Annotated in this window: 19 protein-coding genes; 4 read left to right on the forward strand and 15 right to left on the reverse strand. The window is 60.1% G+C overall.

What is annotated here, in order from left to right; genetic code table 11:
* Positions 1 to 16: 16 nt before the first annotated feature.
* On the reverse strand, positions 17 to 2,098 hold the full coding sequence (locus ACX3YF_RS16040) for a carboxy terminal-processing peptidase (RefSeq protein ID WP_458973911.1): 2,082 nt from the start codon (positions 2,096 to 2,098) through the stop codon (positions 17 to 19).
* A 138-nt stretch (positions 2,099 to 2,236) separates the two neighbouring features.
* On the opposite strand from ACX3YF_RS16040, the gene ACX3YF_RS16045 reads away from it, so the two are divergent.
* Complete coding sequence (locus tag ACX3YF_RS16045) at positions 2,237 to 3,199, forward strand: zinc-binding dehydrogenase (RefSeq protein ID WP_103402564.1); 963 nt, start codon at positions 2,237 to 2,239, stop codon at positions 3,197 to 3,199.
* Between the two features lie 105 nt (positions 3,200 to 3,304).
* On the opposite strand, the gene ACX3YF_RS16050 is transcribed toward ACX3YF_RS16045, so the two are convergent.
* From ACX3YF_RS16050 to ACX3YF_RS16075, 6 genes are all read right to left on the reverse strand, one after another.
* A complete protein-coding gene (locus tag ACX3YF_RS16050) occupies positions 3,305 to 3,958 on the reverse strand; it encodes an HAD family hydrolase (RefSeq protein ID WP_458944523.1) in 654 nt (217 codons plus the stop codon).
* Positions 3,959 to 3,992: 34 nt separating this feature from the next.
* Positions 3,993 to 4,982 (reverse strand): ABC transporter ATP-binding protein, encoded by a 990-nt coding sequence (locus ACX3YF_RS16055; RefSeq protein ID WP_448647281.1) that lies wholly within the window; start codon positions 4,980 to 4,982, stop codon positions 3,993 to 3,995.
* Positions 4,979 to 5,779, reverse strand: coding sequence for an ABC transporter permease (locus ACX3YF_RS16060; RefSeq protein ID WP_130203693.1), 801 nt, complete (start codon positions 5,777 to 5,779; stop codon positions 4,979 to 4,981). Before ACX3YF_RS16060 ends, ACX3YF_RS16055 begins: the two co-directional genes overlap by 4 nt.
* Positions 5,766 to 6,602 (reverse strand): ABC transporter permease, encoded by an 837-nt coding sequence (locus tag ACX3YF_RS16065; protein WP_458946230.1) that lies wholly within the window; start codon positions 6,600 to 6,602, stop codon positions 5,766 to 5,768. The genes ACX3YF_RS16060 and ACX3YF_RS16065 overlap by 14 nt, the downstream gene beginning before the upstream one ends.
* Before the next feature lie 5 nt (positions 6,603 to 6,607).
* Positions 6,608 to 7,414 (reverse strand): alkaline phosphatase family protein, encoded by an 807-nt coding sequence (locus ACX3YF_RS16070; RefSeq protein ID WP_130203691.1) that lies wholly within the window; start codon positions 7,412 to 7,414, stop codon positions 6,608 to 6,610.
* Between the two features lie 110 nt (positions 7,415 to 7,524).
* Positions 7,525 to 8,589: an ABC transporter substrate-binding protein gene (locus tag ACX3YF_RS16075; protein WP_130203690.1), complete on the reverse strand. Its 1,065-nt coding sequence runs from the start codon at positions 8,587 to 8,589 to the stop codon at positions 7,525 to 7,527.
* Between the two features lie 372 nt (positions 8,590 to 8,961).
* Here ACX3YF_RS16075 and ACX3YF_RS16080 point away from each other — a divergent pair, with 372 nt between their 5' ends.
* A complete protein-coding gene (locus tag ACX3YF_RS16080; RefSeq protein WP_047531705.1) occupies positions 8,962 to 9,675 on the forward strand; it encodes a UTRA domain-containing protein in 714 nt (237 codons plus the stop codon).
* A gap of 140 nt (positions 9,676 to 9,815) precedes the next feature.
* Here the strand turns inward: ACX3YF_RS16080 and ACX3YF_RS16085 are convergent, their stop codons facing one another.
* From ACX3YF_RS16085 to minC, 7 genes are all read right to left on the reverse strand, one after another.
* Positions 9,816 to 11,972, reverse strand: coding sequence for a mechanosensitive ion channel family protein (locus tag ACX3YF_RS16085; RefSeq protein ID WP_458973912.1), 2,157 nt, complete (start codon positions 11,970 to 11,972; stop codon positions 9,816 to 9,818).
* A 77-nt stretch (positions 11,973 to 12,049) separates the two neighbouring features.
* On the reverse strand, positions 12,050 to 12,226 hold the full coding sequence (locus tag ACX3YF_RS16090; protein ID WP_189340160.1) for a hypothetical protein: 177 nt from the start codon (positions 12,224 to 12,226) through the stop codon (positions 12,050 to 12,052).
* A 194-nt stretch (positions 12,227 to 12,420) separates the two neighbouring features.
* A complete protein-coding gene (locus ACX3YF_RS16095; protein ID WP_047531698.1) occupies positions 12,421 to 13,710 on the reverse strand; it encodes a M18 family aminopeptidase in 1,290 nt (429 codons plus the stop codon).
* 151 nt (positions 13,711 to 13,861) lie between these two features.
* Entirely contained in the window at positions 13,862 to 14,497 is a 636-nt protein-coding gene (locus tag ACX3YF_RS16100) for an RluA family pseudouridine synthase (protein WP_458973913.1), read from the reverse strand.
* A 192-nt stretch (positions 14,498 to 14,689) separates the two neighbouring features.
* The gene (gene minE, locus ACX3YF_RS16105) at positions 14,690 to 14,944 is read right to left on the reverse strand and encodes a cell division topological specificity factor MinE (RefSeq protein ID WP_007974947.1); all 255 of its coding nucleotides are present in this window, start codon (positions 14,942 to 14,944) and stop codon (positions 14,690 to 14,692) included.
* 3 nt (positions 14,945 to 14,947) lie between these two features.
* Complete coding sequence (gene minD, locus ACX3YF_RS16110; protein ID WP_130203688.1) at positions 14,948 to 15,760, reverse strand: septum site-determining protein MinD; 813 nt, start codon at positions 15,758 to 15,760, stop codon at positions 14,948 to 14,950.
* Between the two features lie 200 nt (positions 15,761 to 15,960).
* The gene (gene minC / locus ACX3YF_RS16115) at positions 15,961 to 16,698 is read right to left on the reverse strand and encodes a septum site-determining protein MinC (RefSeq protein ID WP_130203687.1); all 738 of its coding nucleotides are present in this window, start codon (positions 16,696 to 16,698) and stop codon (positions 15,961 to 15,963) included.
* A 118-nt stretch (positions 16,699 to 16,816) separates the two neighbouring features.
* Between minC and ACX3YF_RS16120 the strand changes: the two genes are divergently transcribed.
* Together ACX3YF_RS16120 and ACX3YF_RS16125 are read left to right on the forward strand one after the other, a co-directional pair.
* Positions 16,817 to 17,749, forward strand: a complete 933-nt coding sequence (locus ACX3YF_RS16120; protein ID WP_196585643.1) for a lipid A biosynthesis lauroyl acyltransferase — start codon at positions 16,817 to 16,819, stop codon at positions 17,747 to 17,749.
* Positions 17,750 to 17,895: 146 nt separating this feature from the next.
* Complete coding sequence (locus ACX3YF_RS16125) at positions 17,896 to 19,047, forward strand: patatin-like phospholipase family protein (RefSeq protein WP_458973914.1); 1,152 nt, start codon at positions 17,896 to 17,898, stop codon at positions 19,045 to 19,047.
* A 98-nt stretch (positions 19,048 to 19,145) separates the two neighbouring features.
* Here ACX3YF_RS16125 and ACX3YF_RS16130 read toward each other — a convergent pair whose 3' ends face one another.
* Positions 19,146 to 19,931 (reverse strand): outer membrane protein OmpK, encoded by a 786-nt coding sequence (locus tag ACX3YF_RS16130; RefSeq protein ID WP_458973915.1) that lies wholly within the window; start codon positions 19,929 to 19,931, stop codon positions 19,146 to 19,148.
* Positions 19,932 to 20,233: the final 302 nt, after the last annotated feature.

Genomic DNA, 20,233 nt, shown 5'->3' on the forward strand with positions numbered 1-20,233 from the left:
TTAAATCGCCATCATCTTAGTGCTTGGCTACCGCGGTGTTGAGCTTGAGGTAGTCCAGCAGAATGCGCCCGGTTTCGCTCAGGTAGGCGTCGTCTTCCGGCTTGGTCTTGTCCGGCTCGGCCGCGATGGCGTCTTCGTCTTCTTTCTTCAGCTCTTTGAGCGGCTCTTCGCCCTTGGCCTTGCGACGGATATTCTCCATGGCCAGTTGCTTGGCTTCGATATCGGTGTGCTGGGCACGACGGTCGGCTTCATTGAGGCTGACGGTTTTTTCTGCCATCAGTTTCTGCGCCAGGGCCAGCTTGTCGCGAATGAACACGAACTCCGCGTCCTTGGTCGTGCGCACGTCATGCTCGGATTTGAGCTGGCTGATATACGGTTTGAACGGGTCGACCGCAGGCCTGATCGCCGCTTTGATGGTGTCCCACGGCATGGCTTCCGGCAGGGCGCTCTCGCCGATTTCCTTGGTGTCGATGATCGACGGGTAATCGATGTCCGGCAGTACACCCTGATGCTGGGTGCTCTGGCCGGAAACCCGGTAGAACTTGGCCAGGGTCAGCTTCAGTTCGCCATGGTTCAGCGGCTGGATGGTCTGTACGGTGCCTTTGCCGAAGGTCTGGCCGCCGATGATCAGGGCGCGGTGGTAGTCCTGCATGGCTCCGGCGAAAATCTCCGAGGCCGAAGCGGACAGACGGTTGACCAGCAACGCCATCGGGCCTTTGTAGAACGCACCCGGGTTTTCATCTTCCAGGACGTCGACGCGGCCATCGGCGTTGCGCACCAGCACGGTCGGACCTTTGTCGATGAACAGGCTGGTCAGTTCGGTGGCTTCCTGCAGGGAGCCGCCGCCGTTGTTGCGCAGGTCGATGACCACACCGTCGACCTTGTCTTTCTGCAACTCGGTCAGCAGTTTCTTGACGTCCCGGGTGGTGCTCTTGTAATCCGGATCACCGGCGCGGAATGCCTTGAAGTCCAGGTAGAACGCCGGGATCTCGATAACGCCGAGCTTGTAGTCCTTGCCATCCTGTTTCAGGTTGAGGACCGATTTTTTCACCGCCTGATCTTCCAGCTTCACCGCTTCGCGAGTGATTGGCACGATCTTGCTGGTCTGGTCGTTCGGCGCATTGTTGGCCGGAATCACTTCCAGACGCACCACGGTGCCTTTCGGGCCGCGGATCAGCTTGACCACTTCGTCCAGGCGCCAGCCGACCACGTCGACCATCTCTTTGTTGCCCTGTGCAACGCCGATGATCTTGTCTGCCGGTGCAACCTGTTTGGTCTTGTCCGCCGGCCCCGCCGGCACCAGGCGCACGATCTTCACTTGATCGTTATCGCTCTGCAGCACGGCGCCGATGCCCTCCAGGGACAGGCTCATGTTGATGTCGAAGTTTTCCGCGTTATCCGGCGACAGGTAGTTGGTGTGCGGGTCGTAGGACATGGCAAAGGTGTTGATGTACGCCTGGAAGATATCTTCCGCACGGGTCTGGTCCAGACGCGCCAATTGGTTCTTGTAGCGCTTGGTCAGGGTTTCCTGGATCTGTTTGGGATCCTTGCCGGCGATCTTCTGCCGCAGCACTTCGTCCTTGACGCGCTTGCGCCACAGGTCGTCGAGCTCTGCGGTGGATTTGAGCCAAGGGGCGTCCTTGCGATCGATCAGCAAGGTTTCCTTGGTGGTGAAGTCGATCTTGTCGACGCCCTTGTCCAGCTCTGCCAGGGCAAAATCCAGACGCGATTTGACGCGGTCCAGATAACGCTTGTAGATGGTGAACCCGGCGTTGAGGTCGCCGATTTTGAGGAAGTCGTCGAACTGGTTCTTCCACTTGTCGAATTCGGCGATGTCGCTGGCCATGAAGTAGCTGCGCGACGGATCCAGCAGTTTGAGGTAGCTGTCGTAGATGATCGCCGAGCGCGCGTCATCGAGCGGCGGTTTGCTGTAGTGGTGACGCTTGAGCAACTCCACGACGTTCAGACTGGCGATGACTTCGTCACGATCAGGTTGAAGCTTGTCCCAGCTGTTGGCTGCGAAAGAACTGCTCGACATCGGCAACAGGCCGATACCGATGAATAGGGCGAGGGCGGTGCTGGGGAACAAACGCTTCATGTTGATTCGACGCGGGGACAATTGATAACGCATATTAGGCCGTCTTTGAAGTCGCCGGTTCCACAAGGGCCGGTCGCATAATGCAAAAAGCCCGGTGCTACAGCTACGGGCTCAGTCCAGACTCACTATGGAGGCACTGTGAAAGCATTGCAAGGCGTTGAAGGTCAAGTGGAGTGGGTAGAAGAGCCGAGTCCGGCCTGTGATGTGGGACAAGTTCGCATTCGAGTCGCTGCGGCAGGTCTCAATCGCGCCGATTTGTTGCAGAAAGCGGGCTTGTATCCGCCGCCGCCGGGGGCCAGTCAGGTGCTCGGTCTAGAGTGTTCGGGGGTGATCAGCGAGGTCGGGCCGGGTTCGTCCTGGCAACTGGGGGACAGGGTCTGCGCCTTGCTGGCCGGGGGCGGCATGGCCGAAGAGGTGGTTGTCGACGGACGGCATGTGTTGCCGGTTCCCGACGGAATGTCGTTGGCTGAAGCAGCTGCGTTGCCGGAAGTGTATGCGACCGTTTGGTTGAACCTGTTTCAACTCGCCGGGCTCAAGCCGGGTGAAAAAGTGCTGCTGCACGCCGGAGCAAGTGGAATTGGTTCAGCTGCCATTCAGCTGTGCAAAGCCTTTGGTAACCCGTGCTGGGTCAGCGTGGGCTCCGCCGAGCGCCTGGCCTATTGCGAAGCGCTCGGTGCCCAGGGTGGCGTGGTGCGCAACACCGACCTGGAGAGCTTGCGCGACCTGGGGCCGTTCGATGTCATCCTCGACCCGGTGGGCGGCAACTATTCGGCGTTGAACCTCAAACTGTTGGCGCAGGATGGGCGCTGGGTGCTGATTGGCCTGATGGGCGGTCGCGAGGCGAAACTGGATCTGGCTCAGGTACTGTCCAAGCGCGTGCAGTTGCTGGGATCGACCCTGCGCAGTCGCGACGATCAGTTCAAGGCCGATCTGTTCAGCGACCTGAGCCAGCATGTGTGGCCGCTGTTTGCTGAAGGACGCTTAAGTCCGCAGTTGGCCAGGACTTTTGCGATCAAGGACGCTGAAGCGGCGTTCGCGGAACTGGCGAGCAACAAGGTGGAAGGGAAGGTGGTGTTGGTGATTGACGAAAGCTTGAGCTGATTCCTGTGGGGCGTGGCTTGCCCGCGATGAACGATGACGCGGTTTGACCGATACACCGCGTCGCCTGAGTCCCGGGCAAGCCACGCTCCCATAGGGGAGTCGTTGTCATTTCCAGAGATGGATCGGCCAGCCCGCTTTCTTTGCGTGCTCGAGGAGCACCGGATCCGGATTGACCGCATGCGGGAAATCCACCTTCAACAGCAACGGCAAATCGTTGCGTGAGTCGGAATAGAAACTCGCGCCTTCGAGGTTTTCCTCTTCAGCATCCAGCCATTCCAGCAGTCGGGTGATCTTGCCTTCGCGGTAGGTCAGGGTGCCCACGGTTTTGCCGGAGTAAACCCCGTGCGCCACATCCAGTTCGATGCCGAGTATTTCGTCGATGCCCAGGCGTTCGGCGATCGGTCGCACCAGGTGGGTGCCCGAGGCGGAAATCACCAGAATGCGATCGCCGAGCTTGCGGTGCTCGGCGATGGCCCGGGTGGCGCCGCTGAAGATGATCGGTTCGATGACGTCTTCGACCCATGGACCGACCAGGTGGTCGATCTCCTCCGGCGTGCGGCCGATCAACGGCTCCAGGCTGAAGGCCATGTAGTCTTCCATCGCCAGGTGGCCGCGGCCGTAGGCGTCCATCAATTCCTTGTCTCGACGCAGGAAGGATTCACCGTCGACCCAGCCGAGGCGGACCATTTGTTCACTCCACAGCGAGGCGCAGTCGCCGTGGATCAGGGTTTCGTCCAGATCAAAAATTGCCAGGGCCATCAGTGCAGTTCTCTCTTCAACGTCAACAAGGGCATCAGGCTACCTCACACAGCGCCGTCGGATCGATGGAAAGCGCCAGGCGCTGACCATCGGGATGCAAATCGGACGCCGACCGGTTGAGCACATCCACCACCAACTCCACACCCCGGGCTTCGATCCTGTAGCGGATCACGTTGCCCAGCAGGCTATGGCTGCGTACCTGTGCGTCCAGCTCGCCATTGAGACTCAGCTCGATGGCTTCCGGGCGAATGGCGATGCGATGGCTGATTGGCCGCTGCAGCAGCTTCGAGGCCGCATCGGCGTCCAGCAGGTTGTAGTTGCCGATGAACCCGGCCGCGAATACATCCACCGGTGCGGTGTACAGGGTTTCGGCGTCGCCACTCTGTACGATTTTTCCCTGATTCATCAGGAAAATCCGGTCGGACATGGTCAGGGCTTCTTCCTGATCGTGTGTGACGAAGATCGTGGTCAGGCCCAATTCACGCTGGATCTGACGGATCTGTTCGCGCAAGTGCTTGCGAATTCGCGCATCGAGGGCCGACAGCGGTTCATCCAGCAGCAACAGGCGTGGTCGCGTGACCAGCGAGCGGGCGAGGGCCACGCGCTGGCATTGGCCACCCGACAGTTGATGCGGATAGCGCGAGGCAAAGTCGTTCAGCTCGACCAGTTTCAGCACTTCGGCGACGCGTTTCTGGCTATCGTCGGCGTTGACCCTTTGCATGCGCAGACCGAAGGCAACGTTCTGCTCGACGGTCATGTTGGGGAACAGGGCGTAGCTTTGGAACACCATGCCGATTCCACGCTTTTGCGGGCTCAATGGCACGATATCGACACCATCGAGCAGGATCTTGCCACCATCTACCGACGTCAGGCCGGCGATGCAGCGCAACAGCGTCGACTTGCCGCAACCGGAGGGGCCGAGCAGGGTGACGAACTCGCCCTTCTGGATTTCGCAGTTGATGTCGCTGAACACCGTGGTGCCCGCGTAGTTTTTCTGAAGGTGTTGGACGCTGACATAGCTCATTCGCTTTTGTCCTTGTTCAAGATATTGGCCACCCAGGTCAGAACCAGTACGAAGAAGAAGTAGGAGATCACCAGCGCACTGGTGAAGTGGCCGCTGCTGTTACGCATGTTGTTGAGGTACACCTGCAGGGTTTCGTAGCGGGTACCGACGAGGATGTTGGCGAACACGAACTCACCGAACAGGAACGAGAACGACAGCAGCAACGCCACCATCAAGCCCTTGCGCAGGTTCGGCAGCACCACCAGGAACGCTGCTTGAAAGGTGCTGGCGCCGAGCAGTTGGGCGGCGTCCATCAGGTCGCGCAGGTTGATCGCTTGCAGGTTGTTGGTAATCGCCCGGTACATGAACGGCAACGCCACGGTGAAGTAGCAACCGATCAGAATCCAGGGCGTGCCGACCATCGCAAACGGCCCGGACCCATAGAGCTGCAGCAGTCCGACCGATGACACCACCGGCGGCACCGCGAAGGGCAGCAGGATCAGGATGTTCATCAGCGCGTCGAGCTTCGGGAAGTGGTAATGCACCACGAACAGCAGCGGCAGAATCAGCACCACCGACAGGATCAGTGCGCCGATGCAGACCAGCAGCGACTGACCGAAGGCATGCAGGAAACGCGGATCGCTCCACAACTGCACATACCATTTAAGGGTGAAACCGCTGGGCAAGATGGTGGCCGACCAACTGCTGGCTATCGAATAGACAAGCGTGCCGAGCAGCGGCAGCAGCAGGATGGCAAACAGCAGGTAAACCACCACCCGATGGTAAATGCCAACGGGCCCCAATTCAGCGCGAGACATGGTAGCTCCTCTTCAACAGCAGCTGATGCACGATGGTCACCAGGGTCATCAAGGCCACCAGCACCACGGCCAGGGCACTGGCCAGGTTCGGATCGAGGGAAATGTCCCCCGAGACCATCGCCGCGATACGGATCGGCAGCACGTTGAAGTTGCCGGTGGTCAGGGCGTACACCGTGGCATAGGCGCCGAGGGCGTTGGCCAGCAGGATGACGAAGGTGCCGAGCAGTGCCGGGGTCAGCACTGGCAAGCCGATGTGGCGCCAGAACTGCCAGCCGTTCGCCCCGAGCAGCTCTGCGGACTCACGCCAGTCTTCGCGCAGGGCATCGAAGGCGGGGTAGAGCAGCAGCACGCCAAGGGGAATCTGGAAGTAGGTGTAGAGGATGATCAGCCCGGTTTTCGAATACAGGTTGAAATCCTGAATGATCCCCGCCTGCTTGAGCATGATGGTGAAGCTGCCGTTGAAGCCCAGCAGGATGATGAACGCGAAAGCCAATGGCACGCCGGCGAAGTTGCTGGTCATGTTGGCGAAAGCATTGACGAAGTTGCGCAGTTTCGAGTCGACCCGGCGCAGCGAATAGGCGCCGAGCACGGCGATGATGATGCCGAATACGCTGGACCAGAAACTGATCTCGAGGCTGTACTGGATCGCCTGCAGGTAGAACTTCGAGTTGAAGATTTTGGTGAAGTTGGCCAGGCCCCAGCCGAACTCTTCCGATTCCAGGCTGTTGATCATCACCCAGGCCAGCGGGGCGATTTCGAACACGATAAAGAACAGTGCGAAGGGCACCAGGCACAAGGCTGCCAGCCATTTGCCGCGAGTCATGGCGTTCACTTGAGCAACTCCCGGCACACAGGTTTGTCATGGGGCACGCCCAGCAGCTCGCAGACCGTGCCGCAAATGTCCGTCTGTTTCGGCGCCGCGTCGGCATTGAAGCTGAAGGCATCGCCAAGCACGAACAGCGGCACTTCGCGTTCTTCTGGCAACAGGCCGTTATGGGAACGGTCGTTGTTCATGCCGTGGTCCGCCGTCACCAGCACCTGATATCCGGCGTCGAGCCAGCCTTGCAGGTAGTCGGCGAGGATGATGTCGGCCGAACGGGCGCTATTGCGGTATTGCGGGGTGTCGAGACCGTGCTTGTGCCCGGCATCGTCGATGTTCATGGGGTGGATCAACAGAAAATCCGGTGCGTGGCGCAGGCGCAGGTTTTCCGCGTCGGCGAACAGGTGCGAGTCGGGGTAGTGATCGTTCCAGTAGAAGTGGCCGTGCTGGATCGGCAGGTCCGGATCGTCGGTATGCCGATCGCGGGCAGGTACGAACGGTGAACGGTTATACAGTTCGCTGACCCAGTGATAGGCCGCCGCAGCGGTTTTCAGGCCGGCCTCTCTGGCGTAGTGGTAGATGCTGCGCTGGTTGGACAGGCGCGAGACGTTGTTGTGAACGATGCCGCTGTCGATCGGCGTGACGCCGGTCAGGATGCATTCGTAAAGCGGACGGGACAGCGCCGGCAGCTCGCACTCCAGCTTGTAGAGCGCTGCGCGTCCTGCGCCGACATAGGCCTGCAGGTGCCCCATGGCATGCCGGGCAACCTCGTAGCTCAGGCCGTCGAGCACGACAAGGATGACGTTGTGCTTCATAGGGGCGATGACTCCGTGAAACGGGATATCGGAACTCACTCGGTCCACTGTGGGAGCGGGCTCGCTCCCACAGGGATTTCCATTGGCCCGTCAGTTGGCGGGCTACAGCATCACTTCATTTCGACAATGACTTCTTCGTTCCACTTCTGCGGCAGTGCCTTGGAAGTCTTCTCCCACGCATCCGCGTCCTTGATCGGCGTGACGTTTTTGTACTGCTCGTTAGGCAGCAGCTTGGCCTTCACGTCTTCCGGCAGTTTCACGTGTTCGGCACGGATCGGACGGGCGTTGCCGCGCGCCAGATTGGTTTGGCCGGCATCGCTGAAGATGTATTCGCGGGTCAGCTTGGCGGCGTTCGGGTTCTTGGCGTATTTGTTGATGATGGTGGTGTAGCCGGAAATCACCGAGCCATCGGACGGGATCAGCACCACGTAGTCATCCGGATTGGCCATCTTCGCTTTGTAGCTCAGGCCGTTGAAGTCCCAGACCACGCCGACTTCGATTTCGCCTTTTTCCATGGTCGCGATGGTCGGGTTAGCCATCGACAGGCGACCCTGTTTGGCAATATCGGCAAACATCAGCAGGGCAGGTTGCAGGTTTTTCTCGTCACCACCATTGGCCAGTGCGGCGGCCAGAACGCCGTTGGCGGCCTGGGCGGCGGTGCTCACGTCACCGATGGAAACCTTGTATTTGCCGGACTTGAGGTCAGACCACTTGGTCGGTACATCGGAACCGTGCAGCAGCTTCTTGTTGACGATAAAGGCGATGGTGCCGGTGTAGGCCAGTGCCCAGTTGCCGTCCTTGTCCTTGGCCCAGGCCGGAACCTGGTCCCAGGTCGTCGGTTTGTAAGGCTGGACGACGCCTTGCTTGACCGCGATCGGGCCGAAGGCAGCACCGACGTCGCCGATGTCGGCGCTGGCGTTGTCTTTTTCAGCGGCGAACTTGGCGATTTCCTGTGCCGAGCTCATGTCGGTGTCGATGTGTTTGAGGCCATAAGTCTTGGCCAGGTCGTCCCAGGTGCCTTTCCAGTTGGCCCAGTCATCGGGCATGCCGACGCTATTCACTGCGCCTTCCGCTTTCGCAGCGGCTTCAAGGGTTTTCAAATCATCAGCCGCCATGGCGGCGGTGCACATGGCAATGGTCGAGCCTAACAGTGATGCCAGGAAAAGCTGTTTCATTCCGAAGCTCCTATGGGCGTTTTCAACGCTGCGATTGCGATTGTTTTGGTCTAGGTCAGCAATACCTGAGCCAATTTAAGCGGGCTCGATGACACTTTGATGTCGTTCGTCGCCCTGCAAGACTTTTATTCGCACGGTATTGGAGGGTGCCCGGTAAGCGTAGACCATGGGCAAAGGCCCGCTAGACAAGGGACTTGGCCGGTGAATTGCAGGTTTTCAATCGATAGTTGAATAGCGTTTGGGATGACCGTTCGGTAGGTTGTCATCTCTCAGTCATCTGCACTGCCTACGCTTGCAGGGCGTTGATCGAGCCGATTTGTCGTGCGGTTCCGCCCCGAAACAGTGCTGGTCTAGTCCAGATAGGTAACATTGATGCGCGATGAGGCTACAAAAGCGGTGACAGCCATTGGCCAGGTGCTTCAGGAGCAGCTCGACCACGGTCTATTGGCTCCAGGCAGCAAATTGCCGGCCGAGCGAAAACTCAGTGAGTTGTTTGGCACCACGCGGATCACCGTGCGTGAGGCCTTGTTGCAACTGGAAGCCCAAGGGCAGATTTACCGCGAAGAGCGACGGGGCTGGTTCGTCTCGCCGCCGCGCCTGGCCTACAACCTGATGCAGCGCAGTCACTTTCACGCGATGGTCAGCGCCCAGGGGCGGGTGCCGTCTACCGAAGTGATTTCGGCGCGATTGCAGCCGGCGTCAGCGGCGGTCTGCGCCTGGTTGCAGCTGCCGGCATTGTCGAGCGTGATTCAGATTTGTCGCTCGCGGCGTATCGATGGGCGGCTGGTGTTGTACGTGGAGCACTACCTCAATCCGCAGTATTTTCCGGGGATTCTGGCGTTCGATCTGAATCAGTCGATCACCGAGCTGTACGCGCGACACTACGATTTGCACTATGGCCGGGTGCGCTTCGAGATTGTGCCGACCGCGTTGTCGGCCGATGCGGCGGCGGCGTTGCGCGTTTCGGTGGGCAGCCCGGGCTTGCGCATCGCCCGGGTCAATTACGATCAGCATGAACGTTTGATCGACTGCGATCTGGAGTTCTGGCGACATGATGCGATTCATGTCGGCGTCGATGTTGTCTGACAAGACTGTTTATCTGCGCGACCTTGGCGACCCCTTCGCGAGCAGGCTCGCTCCCACATTTGATCGCGGCAAATCACAGATCTCACTGACACAGGAGACCAACTGTGGGAGCGAGCCTGCTCGCGAAGACGGCCTTGCAGTCACTCCTGTTTTTCCTGCCCGCCGCCAGCAGTGATGACTTGCACGCTCATCCGCGGGGTGGCCAGATCCATCCCGGCTTCATCCAGATGCCGTTTCAGCAACAGGTTGAACGCCCGGGACACTTCCCACTGCTTGATCGGCGCGGTCTTGAACCGGGCGCGCAGAATCGCGTTGCCGGACTCGAAGCTTTCCACGCCCTGAATCTCCAGCGGCGACCAGATGTCGCGCCGTTGCAGTGGATCGGTGCGCATTTTCTGGCCGACCTCTCGCATCAGTTTGATCGCGTTGTCGATATCCATGCTCGCAGGCACCGCGACCCGGAAGATCGCGTAGCCGAATTCCCGGGAATAGTTTTTGATGCTTTTGATTTCGCTGAACGGAATGGTGTGGACGATGCCGTCGATATCCCGCAGGCGCACGGTACGAATGGTCAGGCCTTCGACGGTCCCCATGTGGCCGCCGACGTCGACGTAATCATCGATGGCCAGGGAGTCTTCGATGATGATGAACAGCCCGGTGATCAGGTCGGCCACCAGCGACTGGGCACCGAAACCGATCGCCAGACCGATCACGCCGGCACCGGCCAGCAGCGGCGTGACATTCATGCCCATGTTCGCCAGGGCGACGATCAGCGCGATGATGAAAATCGCCACGAACAGCACGTTGCGGATCAGCGGCATCATCGTCTGCGCACGGGCATTGGCCAGGCCCATGCGCGAGCGGGTGAGAGCGTGATGCACGGCGGCATCGCTGAGAATCCAGATCAGCCAGGCAAAGATCAGTGTGCCACCGAGGCTGAACAGTTTGACGCTGACCTCATGGCCTTCGCCTTCAGTGAAGCGGATCAGCGACATGCCCCAGACCCGCAGGCCGAGTTCGATGAACGCCAGCCACACCAGCAGGTGGGCGAGGGTATAGAAAAAGCTGTTCAGGCGTTCCGAGTACAGTGCGTGGCGCTTCACGCCGCGTTGCGGCTTGAGGGCATGGCGGCGCACCAGACCGTTGATCACCATGCACAGCACCAGCAGCACGGTGCAGATCAGCGACTGACGCAATGCGGTGCTGGTATCGCCGGCCGAGACAAAGGTGGCGAACAGGGAAATCCCTACCAGCACCAGTGCCGGTACGTACCAGAAGGTGCCAAGAATTTCGATGGTATCGCTAAGGGCGCGGCGGGTCAGGCGCCGGGACAGCGGCTGATTGCGGATCAAGTGGGCAATCGGCCGACGGAATCGCAAGATGAACAAACCAGTGGACAGCGCGGCCAATACATTGGCCGCCGTCGCGGCGGTGTGCGCCAAATGTCTGCCAAGGCTGTCGATCAGGCGTGGGTCGTTCAGCGCTTCACCGAACGCGGCGAAGCTGCCGATCAGCCACAACGGCCGGAATGCCTGATGCCGAAGGATGTACAAGGCGCGGTGGCGGTGCGGACCTTCGAGCAAGGAAAAGGCGATCACGCAGATCGCGGAAAAACAGGTGCCGACCACCAGCGCATAGGCCAGCACCATGGCCAGGCTTTTGCCCAGCGACGAGGGTAGCGCGTAGCTCATGTACACCGTGATGACCAAGGCAATCAGCCAGGGGCCGAGTTTACGCAATGCGAAACGCAGCATGTCCAGGGCCTTGGGGTGTTGCGGCAGTTCTTCGGTGAGGCCGAAGCGCATGCGCACGCGATGGCTGATCCAGATCAGCGCTGCCGCCAGCAGGCTCCAGACCATCAGGATCATGGCGAAGGCGAAGGCGATGGGTAGCCATTCATTGGCCGGCAGCGCCAGTGCCATCAGTTCGTTCGTGGCCAGGTCGAACTCGTTGGACCAACGGGTGATCGGGCTGTCGGCTTCGGAAAACTGTTTTCCGAGACTGGCCAGGGTCCCGCCAATCAGGCCCAGCACGCCCTCTTCGGTGATGGGTTGGGCCTTTTTCGTGGCGTCGCGCAGCTTCTTCAAATCCGCCAGTAGCTGAGCTCGCTGCCGATCGTTCTCCAGTGACTTGATCACTTCGTCCAGGGATTGCCCCAAGGGTTCCTGTGCCTCGGGCTGGGTTTTCGCCGGGCTGAGCAGGCTTGGCAGACCGACCGCCTGGGCAGGCGCCATCGGCAGCAGCGTCATGAGGCAGAGCAGGAACAGGGACGGTAGGGCGAGCAGGCGAGCGAACACTAGGCGGTCAACCTCGGGGTGAGCGGGTCGATCGAGTGTACGAGCCCGCGAAAACCAATGCGAGTCGGGGGCAGGATTTATTCGTTGAGTTTGGCGAGGATCTTGAACACCACGGTGGCGAGGATGGTGAGCATACCGATCCACATGGCGAACACGCCGAGATTCTTGTCGCGAAAATTGAAACCGATGGCCAGCAGAATCATCCCAGTCAGAATCGGGATCAGCATGGCGTGGAACGAAGAGAGTGAGATCATGGCGACTGCCTTGTCGAAAGGGATGGTTAAAGTCTAGGCGGCTTTTGGTGGGGCGCAGTGATGTGTGTCAAAAATGAATCACTGCAATCATGAACTTTGCGTTGAATTGGCTGATGTCATCGCGGGCAAGCCCGCTCCCACAGGGTTTCTCATTAACCTAAGGGAGCGGGCTTGCCCGCGATGTTTTTCAGGGGTTACGGCAGCTCGCGGCTGGCATAGAACGCGCTCAACACTTTGACCAGGTGTGCCAGGTCATGGCTGCCGCACAGTTCGCGAATCGAGTGCATGGCGAAGGTTGGCAGGCCGATGTCCACGGTGCGTACCCCCAGGTGGCTGGCGGTGATCGGGCCGATGGTCGAGCCGCAGCCCATGTCGCTGCGCACCACGAAGCTTTGCACCGGCACTTCTTCGGCCATGCACAAGTGGCGGAAGAACCCGGCGGTTTCGCTGTTGGTGGCGTAGCGCTGGTTGCTGTTGACCTTGATCACCGGGCCGGCGTTGAGTTTCGGGCCGTGGTTGGCGTCATGCTTGTCGGCGTAGTTCGGGTGCACGCCGTGAGCGTTGTCAGCCGAGACCAGCAGGGATTTCTGAATGGTCCGTACGAACTCGTCACCCTCGGGCAGCAGGCGGCGCAGCGTCTGCTCCAGCATCGGGCCATCGGCGCCGCACGCCGAGCAGGAACCGACTTCTTCGTGGTCGTTGCAGACCAGTACGCAGGTTTCTTCAGTGTCGGCGTTGAGCAGCGCTTGCAGGCCGGCGTAGCACGACAGCAGGTTGTCCAGGCGCGCACCGGCGATGAAGTCGCCATGCAGGCCGATGACGGCGGCGCTTTGGGTGTCGTAGAAACTCAACTCGTAATCGAGCACGACGTCGGCGTTCAGCCCGTGTTCGCGGGCGAGTTGGTCAGTGAGCACGGCGCGGAAATCCACGCGTTCGTCGCCGGCAAATTGCGCAAGCACAGGCGGCAGCTCGGTCTGGGCGTTGATCGCCCAGCCCATGTTGGCTTCGCGATTGAGGTGTATGGCCAGGTTCGGGATGATCGCAATCGGTGCCTTGAAGTCGATCAACTGGCTCTCGACCTTGCCGTCGCGACGGAAGGTCACGCGGCCAGCCAGGGACAGGTCGCGGTCGAACCACGGGGCCAGCAGTGCGCCGCCATAGACTTCGACACCCAGCTGCCAGAAGCCCTGGCGCTGCAGTTCCGGCTGCGGCTTGACCCGCAGGCACGGGCTGTCCGTGTGGGCGCCCACCAGGCGAATACCGCCGTGCAGTGGCGAGTGGCGGCCCATCTTGATCGCGACGATCGAAGAGTCGTTACGGGTGACGTAGTAGCGGCCATTGGTCTCGGTATTCCATGGCTCGCGCTCGTCGAGGCGCTGATAGCCGGCCGCTTCCAGACGCTGAACAAGGCTGGCGGTGGCATGGAACGGGGTGGGGGAGGCCTTGAGGAAGTCGATCAGGCCTTGGTTCAACTCTTCGCGCATGTGCTAACTCCAGACAGCAATGGCGCCAGTTTAACGTATTGGCCTGGTAAATGGCGTCGCACTGATGGTTGAGGCGGGCTCAGATATTGAATCTGGACGAGAACCCTGTGGGAGCGAGCAAGCCCGCTCCCACAGGTTTTGCGCTCGTGGTTTAGAACGGTGCCGGGCACTCGAAGCGCAGGCGTTCACCGGTCTTGGGATGGGTGAAGCTGAGCATGCTCGCATGCAGGCACAGTCGCGGCCAGGCGGCCAGCGCCTGTTCGTGGGCGTAGAGCCCGTCGCCCAGCAGCGGATGGCCGATGGACAGCATGTGCACGCGCAGTTGGTGAGACCGACCGGTGATCGGCGTCAGCTCGACGCGACACCAGTCGCCGCAACGTTCCAGCACGCGCCAGAACGTCAGGGCATGTTTGCCGAATTCATGGTCGACCACATGGCGTGGCTTGGTCGGTGGGTCGTAGCGCAGCGGCAAATCGATGCTGCCGCTGTCCAGTTCCGGCTGACCCCAGCACAGTGCGGTGTAGGCTTTTTCGGTTTCGCGGTCGTGAAACTGTCGGGACAGTTCGCGATGCGTGTCCGGGTCGCGGGCCAGCAGAATGATGCCGGACGTTTCCCAATCCAGTCGGTGGACGATTCGCGCTTCCGGGTAGCCATTTTCTTGCAGGCGGGTGATCAGACAGTCCTTGTTGTCGTCGGCCCGGCCGGGGACGGAAAGCAACAGGGTCGGCTTGTTCACCACCAGCACGGCGGCGTCCTGGTGAAGGATGTGGATATTGGACAACGGCATTAAAACAGCCTCGTTACAAACGCCAACGGCGGCTCGATCATTCATACGCCCCTCTCTGTAGGAGCCGGATTGCTGGCGATGCAGGCAACGCGGTCTGACTGTCACAACGCGTTGATGCTATCGCTGGCAAGCCAGCTCCCACAGGGAAGGCGTTTCGAATGATCGAGCCGCCGTGGCTCCTGCCGGATCGACTCAGCGATCTGGCAGGGTGATGTTGAGTTCCAGAATCGAGCAGCTGCCCTGGCTTTCCAGTGCGACGTGCACGTCATCGGACCCGATATTGACGTACTTGCGGATCACCTCGACCAGTTCCTTCTGCAAGGCTGGCAGGTAGTCCGGGGTGCTGCGTTGGCCGCGTTCGTGCGCCACGATGATCTGTAGACGCTCTTTCGCTACCGACGCGGTGCTTTGCTTTTTGTTGGCACGAAAGAAGTCAAAAAGGTTCATTGCTTAGTTGCCTCCAAACAGGCGCTCGAAGAATCCCTTCTTCTGTACATCGAGGAATCGATGATCCACGGACTTGCCCAGCAGGCGATCAACGGTATCGCTGTAGGCCTGGCCGGCATCGCTCTGGTCGTCGAGAATCACCGGCACGCCCTGGTTGGATGCCTTGAGCACCGCCTGGGATTCCGGGATCACGCCGAGCAGGGTCACCGAGAGGATTTCCTTGACGTCTTCCACGCCGAGCATTTCGCCTTTGCTCACACGCTCCGGGTTGTAGCGGGTAATCAGCAGGTGTTCCTTGATCGGATCCTGACCCTGTTCGGCACGACGGGACTTGCTGGCCAGCAGGCCGAGCATGCGGTCGGAGTCACGAACCGAGGACACTTCCGGGTTGGTCACGACAATCGCTTCGTCAGCGAAGTACATGGCCAGGTGGGCGCCTTTTTCGATGCCGGCCGGGGAGTCGCAGACGACGAACTCAAATTGTTCCTTGAGCTCCATCAGGACTTTTTCCACGCCTTCAACGGTCAGCGCGTCTTTGTCGCGGGTCTGGCTGGCGGCCAGGACGTAGAGGTTTTCCAGGCGCTTGTCTTTGATCAGGGCCTGTTGCAGGTTGGCTTCGCCGTTGACGACGTTGACGAAGTCATACACCACGCGGCGCTCGCAACCCATGATCAAGTCGAGGTTACGCAGGCCGACGTCGAAGTCGACGATAACTGTTTTGTGACCGCGCAAAGCGAGGCCTGTACCGATAGCGGCGCTGGTGGTGGTCTTACCCACACCACCCTTGCCGGATGTAACCACGAGAATCTTGGCCAAGGTGTTTCACCCCTAAGGAAAAAGGACTTTTAGCCCCTGAAAAACATCTCTTGAAAACTACTGCAGTCGGACAGCCTTGGCTGGAACCCGGTCCCTGGCGGCGTTTACCCCCGGTAAACACTGCTTTCGACCTTTTTCCTACTTCGTTTGAGCCGTTTTCGCTACGTTTTAGAGATGCTTGGAAAATGCGGCAGTATCCGTTAAAGCCGAATGATGTTCAACACATCGCCCGACAGGCTGACCTGTACGCCCGAACCCCATAGAGGGTCGCGACGCAAGTCCTCGGAAACCTTGTAATGACCGGCGATGGAGACCAGTTCAGCGCTCATCTGCTGACAGAAAATCCTGGCTTTCGTGTCGCCTTTGACCCCGGCCAACACGCGGCCACGCATGGGGCCGTATACATGGATGTTGCCATCGGCGAGAAGTTCCGCCCCCGGGCTGACCGACGAGATCACCACCAGGTCGCTGCCCTGGGCATAGATCTGCTGACCACCGCGCACCGGCGAGGTGATGATTTTCGTCGGCTTGATGGTCGGCTCCGGTGGTTTTTCCGGTTTTTTCACCACCACGCCTTCGTTCAGGTCCAGCGGTCGTTCACGGGCGCCGGAGGGCGGCAACACTGGCAGATCGACGGCGATGGCGGCCGCGATGTCTTCGATGCGGCTGGCGCGGATCGCCAGGGTGCGCAGACCATGCTGGCGGCAGACGCGCATCAGCCCCGGCAAATCGACGGAGCCTTCGTTGGCCGGCAGTTTGTCCAGGGCCAGTACCAGCGGCGCGTTGCTGAAGAAGTTCGGCGCCTGGGCGACCTTGGCGGCCAGTTGCCGGTCAAGGCTTTCGAGGTCGTTACGGGCCAGTTCCAGCACCGTAATGGCGAGCATGCTGCCCTTCAGCTGGAACACGGGATCTTGGTCTAGCGGTTCGGTTTGGCTCATGGTCGGCATACAACGACTTGTCACTAAAAGTGCCGAGACTTATAACGAGAACGCCCGCAGGCCGCAAGCCGGGTCGAACGATGTAGAATGCGCGGCCATCGTCTTTTCGGAACCTTTAATGGATCGCCCGCGTTTTCGAACAACCTTTCTTTCTCCGCGCTTCTGGCCGCTGTGGTGCGGCCTGGGGCTGTTGTGGCTGATTGTGCAGTTGCCGTATCCGGTATTGCTGTGGATCGGTCGCGTGCTGGGCGCGTTCATGTATCGGGTGGCCGGCGACCGACGGCGCATCGCCAAGCGCAATCTGGAGCTGTGTTTCCCTGAAAAGACCGCTGCCGAGCGCAAGCGCCTGCTCAAGGAAAACTTCGCCTCCACCGGCATCGCCTTTTTCGAAATGGCCATGAGCTGGTGGTGGTCACGCAAGCGTCTGGCGAAGCTGGCCCATGTCGAAGGGCTGGAGCATTTGAAACAGGCCCAGCGCGACGGCAAGGGCGTGATCCTGATGGCGCTGCATTTCACCACGCTGGAAATAGGCGCGGCATTGCTGGGCCAGCAGCACACCATCGACGGCATGTACCGCGAACACAAAAACCCGTTGTTCGACTACGTCCAGCGCCGTGGCCGCGAGCGGCACAACCTCGATTCGCTGGCAGTAGAGCGTGAGGACGTGCGCGGCATGCTCAAACTGCTTCGGGCGGGCCGGGCGATCTGGTACGCGCCCGACCAGGATTACGGCGCCAAGCAGAGTATTTTTGTGCCGTTGTTCGGGATTCAGGCGGCGACTGTCACCGCCACCAGCAAGTTTGCGCGGCTGGGCAAGGCCTTGGTCGTGCCGTTCACCCAGGAACGGCTGGCGGACGGCAGCGGTTATCGCCTGGTGATTCATGCACCGCTCGAAGGCTTCCCCGGCGAAACCGAAGAGGCCGACTGCCTGCGGATCAACCAGTGGATCGAAGGCGTCTTGCGCGAATGCCCGGAGCAATACCTCTGGGCCCATCGCCGCTTCAAGAGCCGTCCACCCGGCGAGCCCAAGCTGTACGCCAAACGCGGTTGAACCACGATCCCCTGTAGGAGCGAGCCTGCTCGCGAAAAACCTGAGAGCGCCGTGGGGTGTCAGGCTCTCGGCGTTATCGTTGACGACCTCGGCGAGCAGGCCCGCTCCTGCAGTGACATCCCATCAAGCACCATGGAGTGTTGTGCATGAGTCCAAGGGAACCGGTTACAGGGTTGATTCTTTCCGGCGGCGGGGCGCGGGCGGCCTATCAGGTCGGCGTCCTGGCGGCGATTGCCGAGTTGCTGCCGCTGGGCGCGGACAATCCGTTTCCGGTGATCGTCGGCACTTCCGCCGGGGCGATCAACGCGGTCAGCCTGGCCAGTGGCGCGACGGATTTTCGCGCGGCCATCGAACGCCTGACAGCGTTCTGGCAAGGCTTTCGCAGCCACCTGGTGCTGCGCAGTGACTGGCCGGGGGTGATCCACCAGGCCAGCCGCTTCGTCAGTCACAGCTTGCTGGGGCTTGGCGCCCGGGTCCCGGTGGCCCTGGTCAATAGCTCGCCGTTGCGCAGGCTGCTCCACGACAGATTACAGATGGACGGCATTGCCGAAGCCATCGCGCAAAAGCAGTTGCATGCGGTGGCCGTCACCGCCTTCGGATATGAGTCGGGTCAGGCTGTGACCTTCTATCAAGGGGGCGGCACCATCGACTCCTGGCTGCGCCATCGGCGGATCGGCATTCCCACCCAGTTGTCCGTTGATCATTTGCTGGCCAGCTCGGCCATTCCTCTTCTGTTCGCCCCGGTGAAAATCGGCGAGGAGTATTTCGGCGATGGTGCGGTGCGCCAATCGGCCCCCATCAGTCCGGCGCTGCACCTGGGGGCCAGTCGAGTGCTGGTGGTGGGGGTCAGTGGCAACCCGCGCGGGGTCGACCCCGAGCAGCCACTTCAACGCGCCTATACCGGTCAACAGCCAACCCTGGCGCAGATTGGCGGGCACATGCTCAACAGTACATTCATTGACAGCCTGGAAAGCGACATCGAACTGCTGCAGCGATTGAATCAGTTCAGTCATTTGTTGCCCGACGGTACGCCAGCCCGGGCGCTGGGCGTGGCGCCGGTGGAGGTGCTGGTGATTTCTCCGAGCCAGCCCATCGACGAGATTGCCGCGCGCCATCGCCAGGAATTGCCTGCGGCGTTGCGCCTGTTCCTGCGCGGGCCGGGTGCGACAAAGACCAGTGGGGCGGGGGTGCTGAGTTATCTGCTGTTCGAAGCGGGGTATTGCAGCGAGCTGATTGATTTGGGGCGGCGGGACGCGTTGGCCAAGAAGGAAGAGCTGCGCCGGTTTCTCGGGTTGTAGGAGCGAGCCTGCTCGCGACGGACGTTAACGATGACGCCGGGAGCCTGACACCCCGTGGCGCTCTCTGATCCATCGCGAGCAGGCTCGCTTCTACAAGATCAGAAGTGGAACTTCACCAGGAAGCTGGTCACGCTCTGGTCAGTCTTGAAGTACTGGCTGTCTTCAATGCCGTACTTGTCTTTCCAATAATCGTACTCGACACCCACATACAACTGCTTCGCACCGAAATTCAGTGCCTTGCCCAGGTCGTATTTGATCTGCGGATTGAAGTGCAGGTTGGCGTGGTAGGTGCCTTTGGCGTTCTTGTCGTTATCGACCACCCAGTCCATGTAGCCGTCGATCAGTACGTCCGAGTCGCCCACCGCAATGGTGTAGGACCAGACTGGCGTGATCTGCCAGACGTTGTCGCCCGCACGGCTGCCTTCGGTGTGGCGGTTGTAGAAGTTCAACTGGAAGTAGTCGAAACCGGGGATGGCCAGGTCGAAACCGGGACCGATCAGGTAGGACTCGGTATCGTTTTCACCGAACTCGTAAGTCATGGCGAGCAACACGTCCTTGACCGGACCCAACTCGAGTTTCTGATCGAAGATTTTGCCGAACGACAGCCGTGGGCTGATTTCACCGTAGTAGGTGTTCGAGCCGGCGTTGCTGTCATCCTTGCCGTTGTAGAAAATCTTGTCGACGAATATGAAGTTGTCGCCGTATTTCCAGCCATCGGCGTGTTCGAAGGTCACCGTCTGCTGAATGCGCGGGTTGACCTGGAAGTCCTTGCCATACAGATAGGTCAGGCTGTTGTTCTGCCATTGCAGCAAGTCGCCGGCCATGGCCTGGCCCCCCGTCACCATCGATCCGGCCAGCATCAGGCTAGTGCACGTACGTTTCATTCGGTTGCTCCCAAAAATGTCAGTGGTTCCACGTTATTTTTTTAAGGTCGGCGCTCTGGTGTGGCGCCTTTTTCTGTAGCGATAAAAATCATCCAATCGGTCAGCTTTAGTGCTGTTAGCAAAAGCTGCGCCAAGGCATTCGAAAAGCAAAAAAACTCCCGCTCGGCTGCTCAGGAACAGTCGATTGAGAGGGGGTCGGGGATGCCTTGGTACCGTCCAGAGCCGGGATAAGTTGGCTTTCTGGTCAGGAATTAAATCCGGGCTTTTTTTTAAAGCGGATTCAGGCGGCCGCGGAGAATACT

The sequence above is a fragment of the Pseudomonas fluorescens group sp. PF-69 genome (assembly GCF_054481235.1).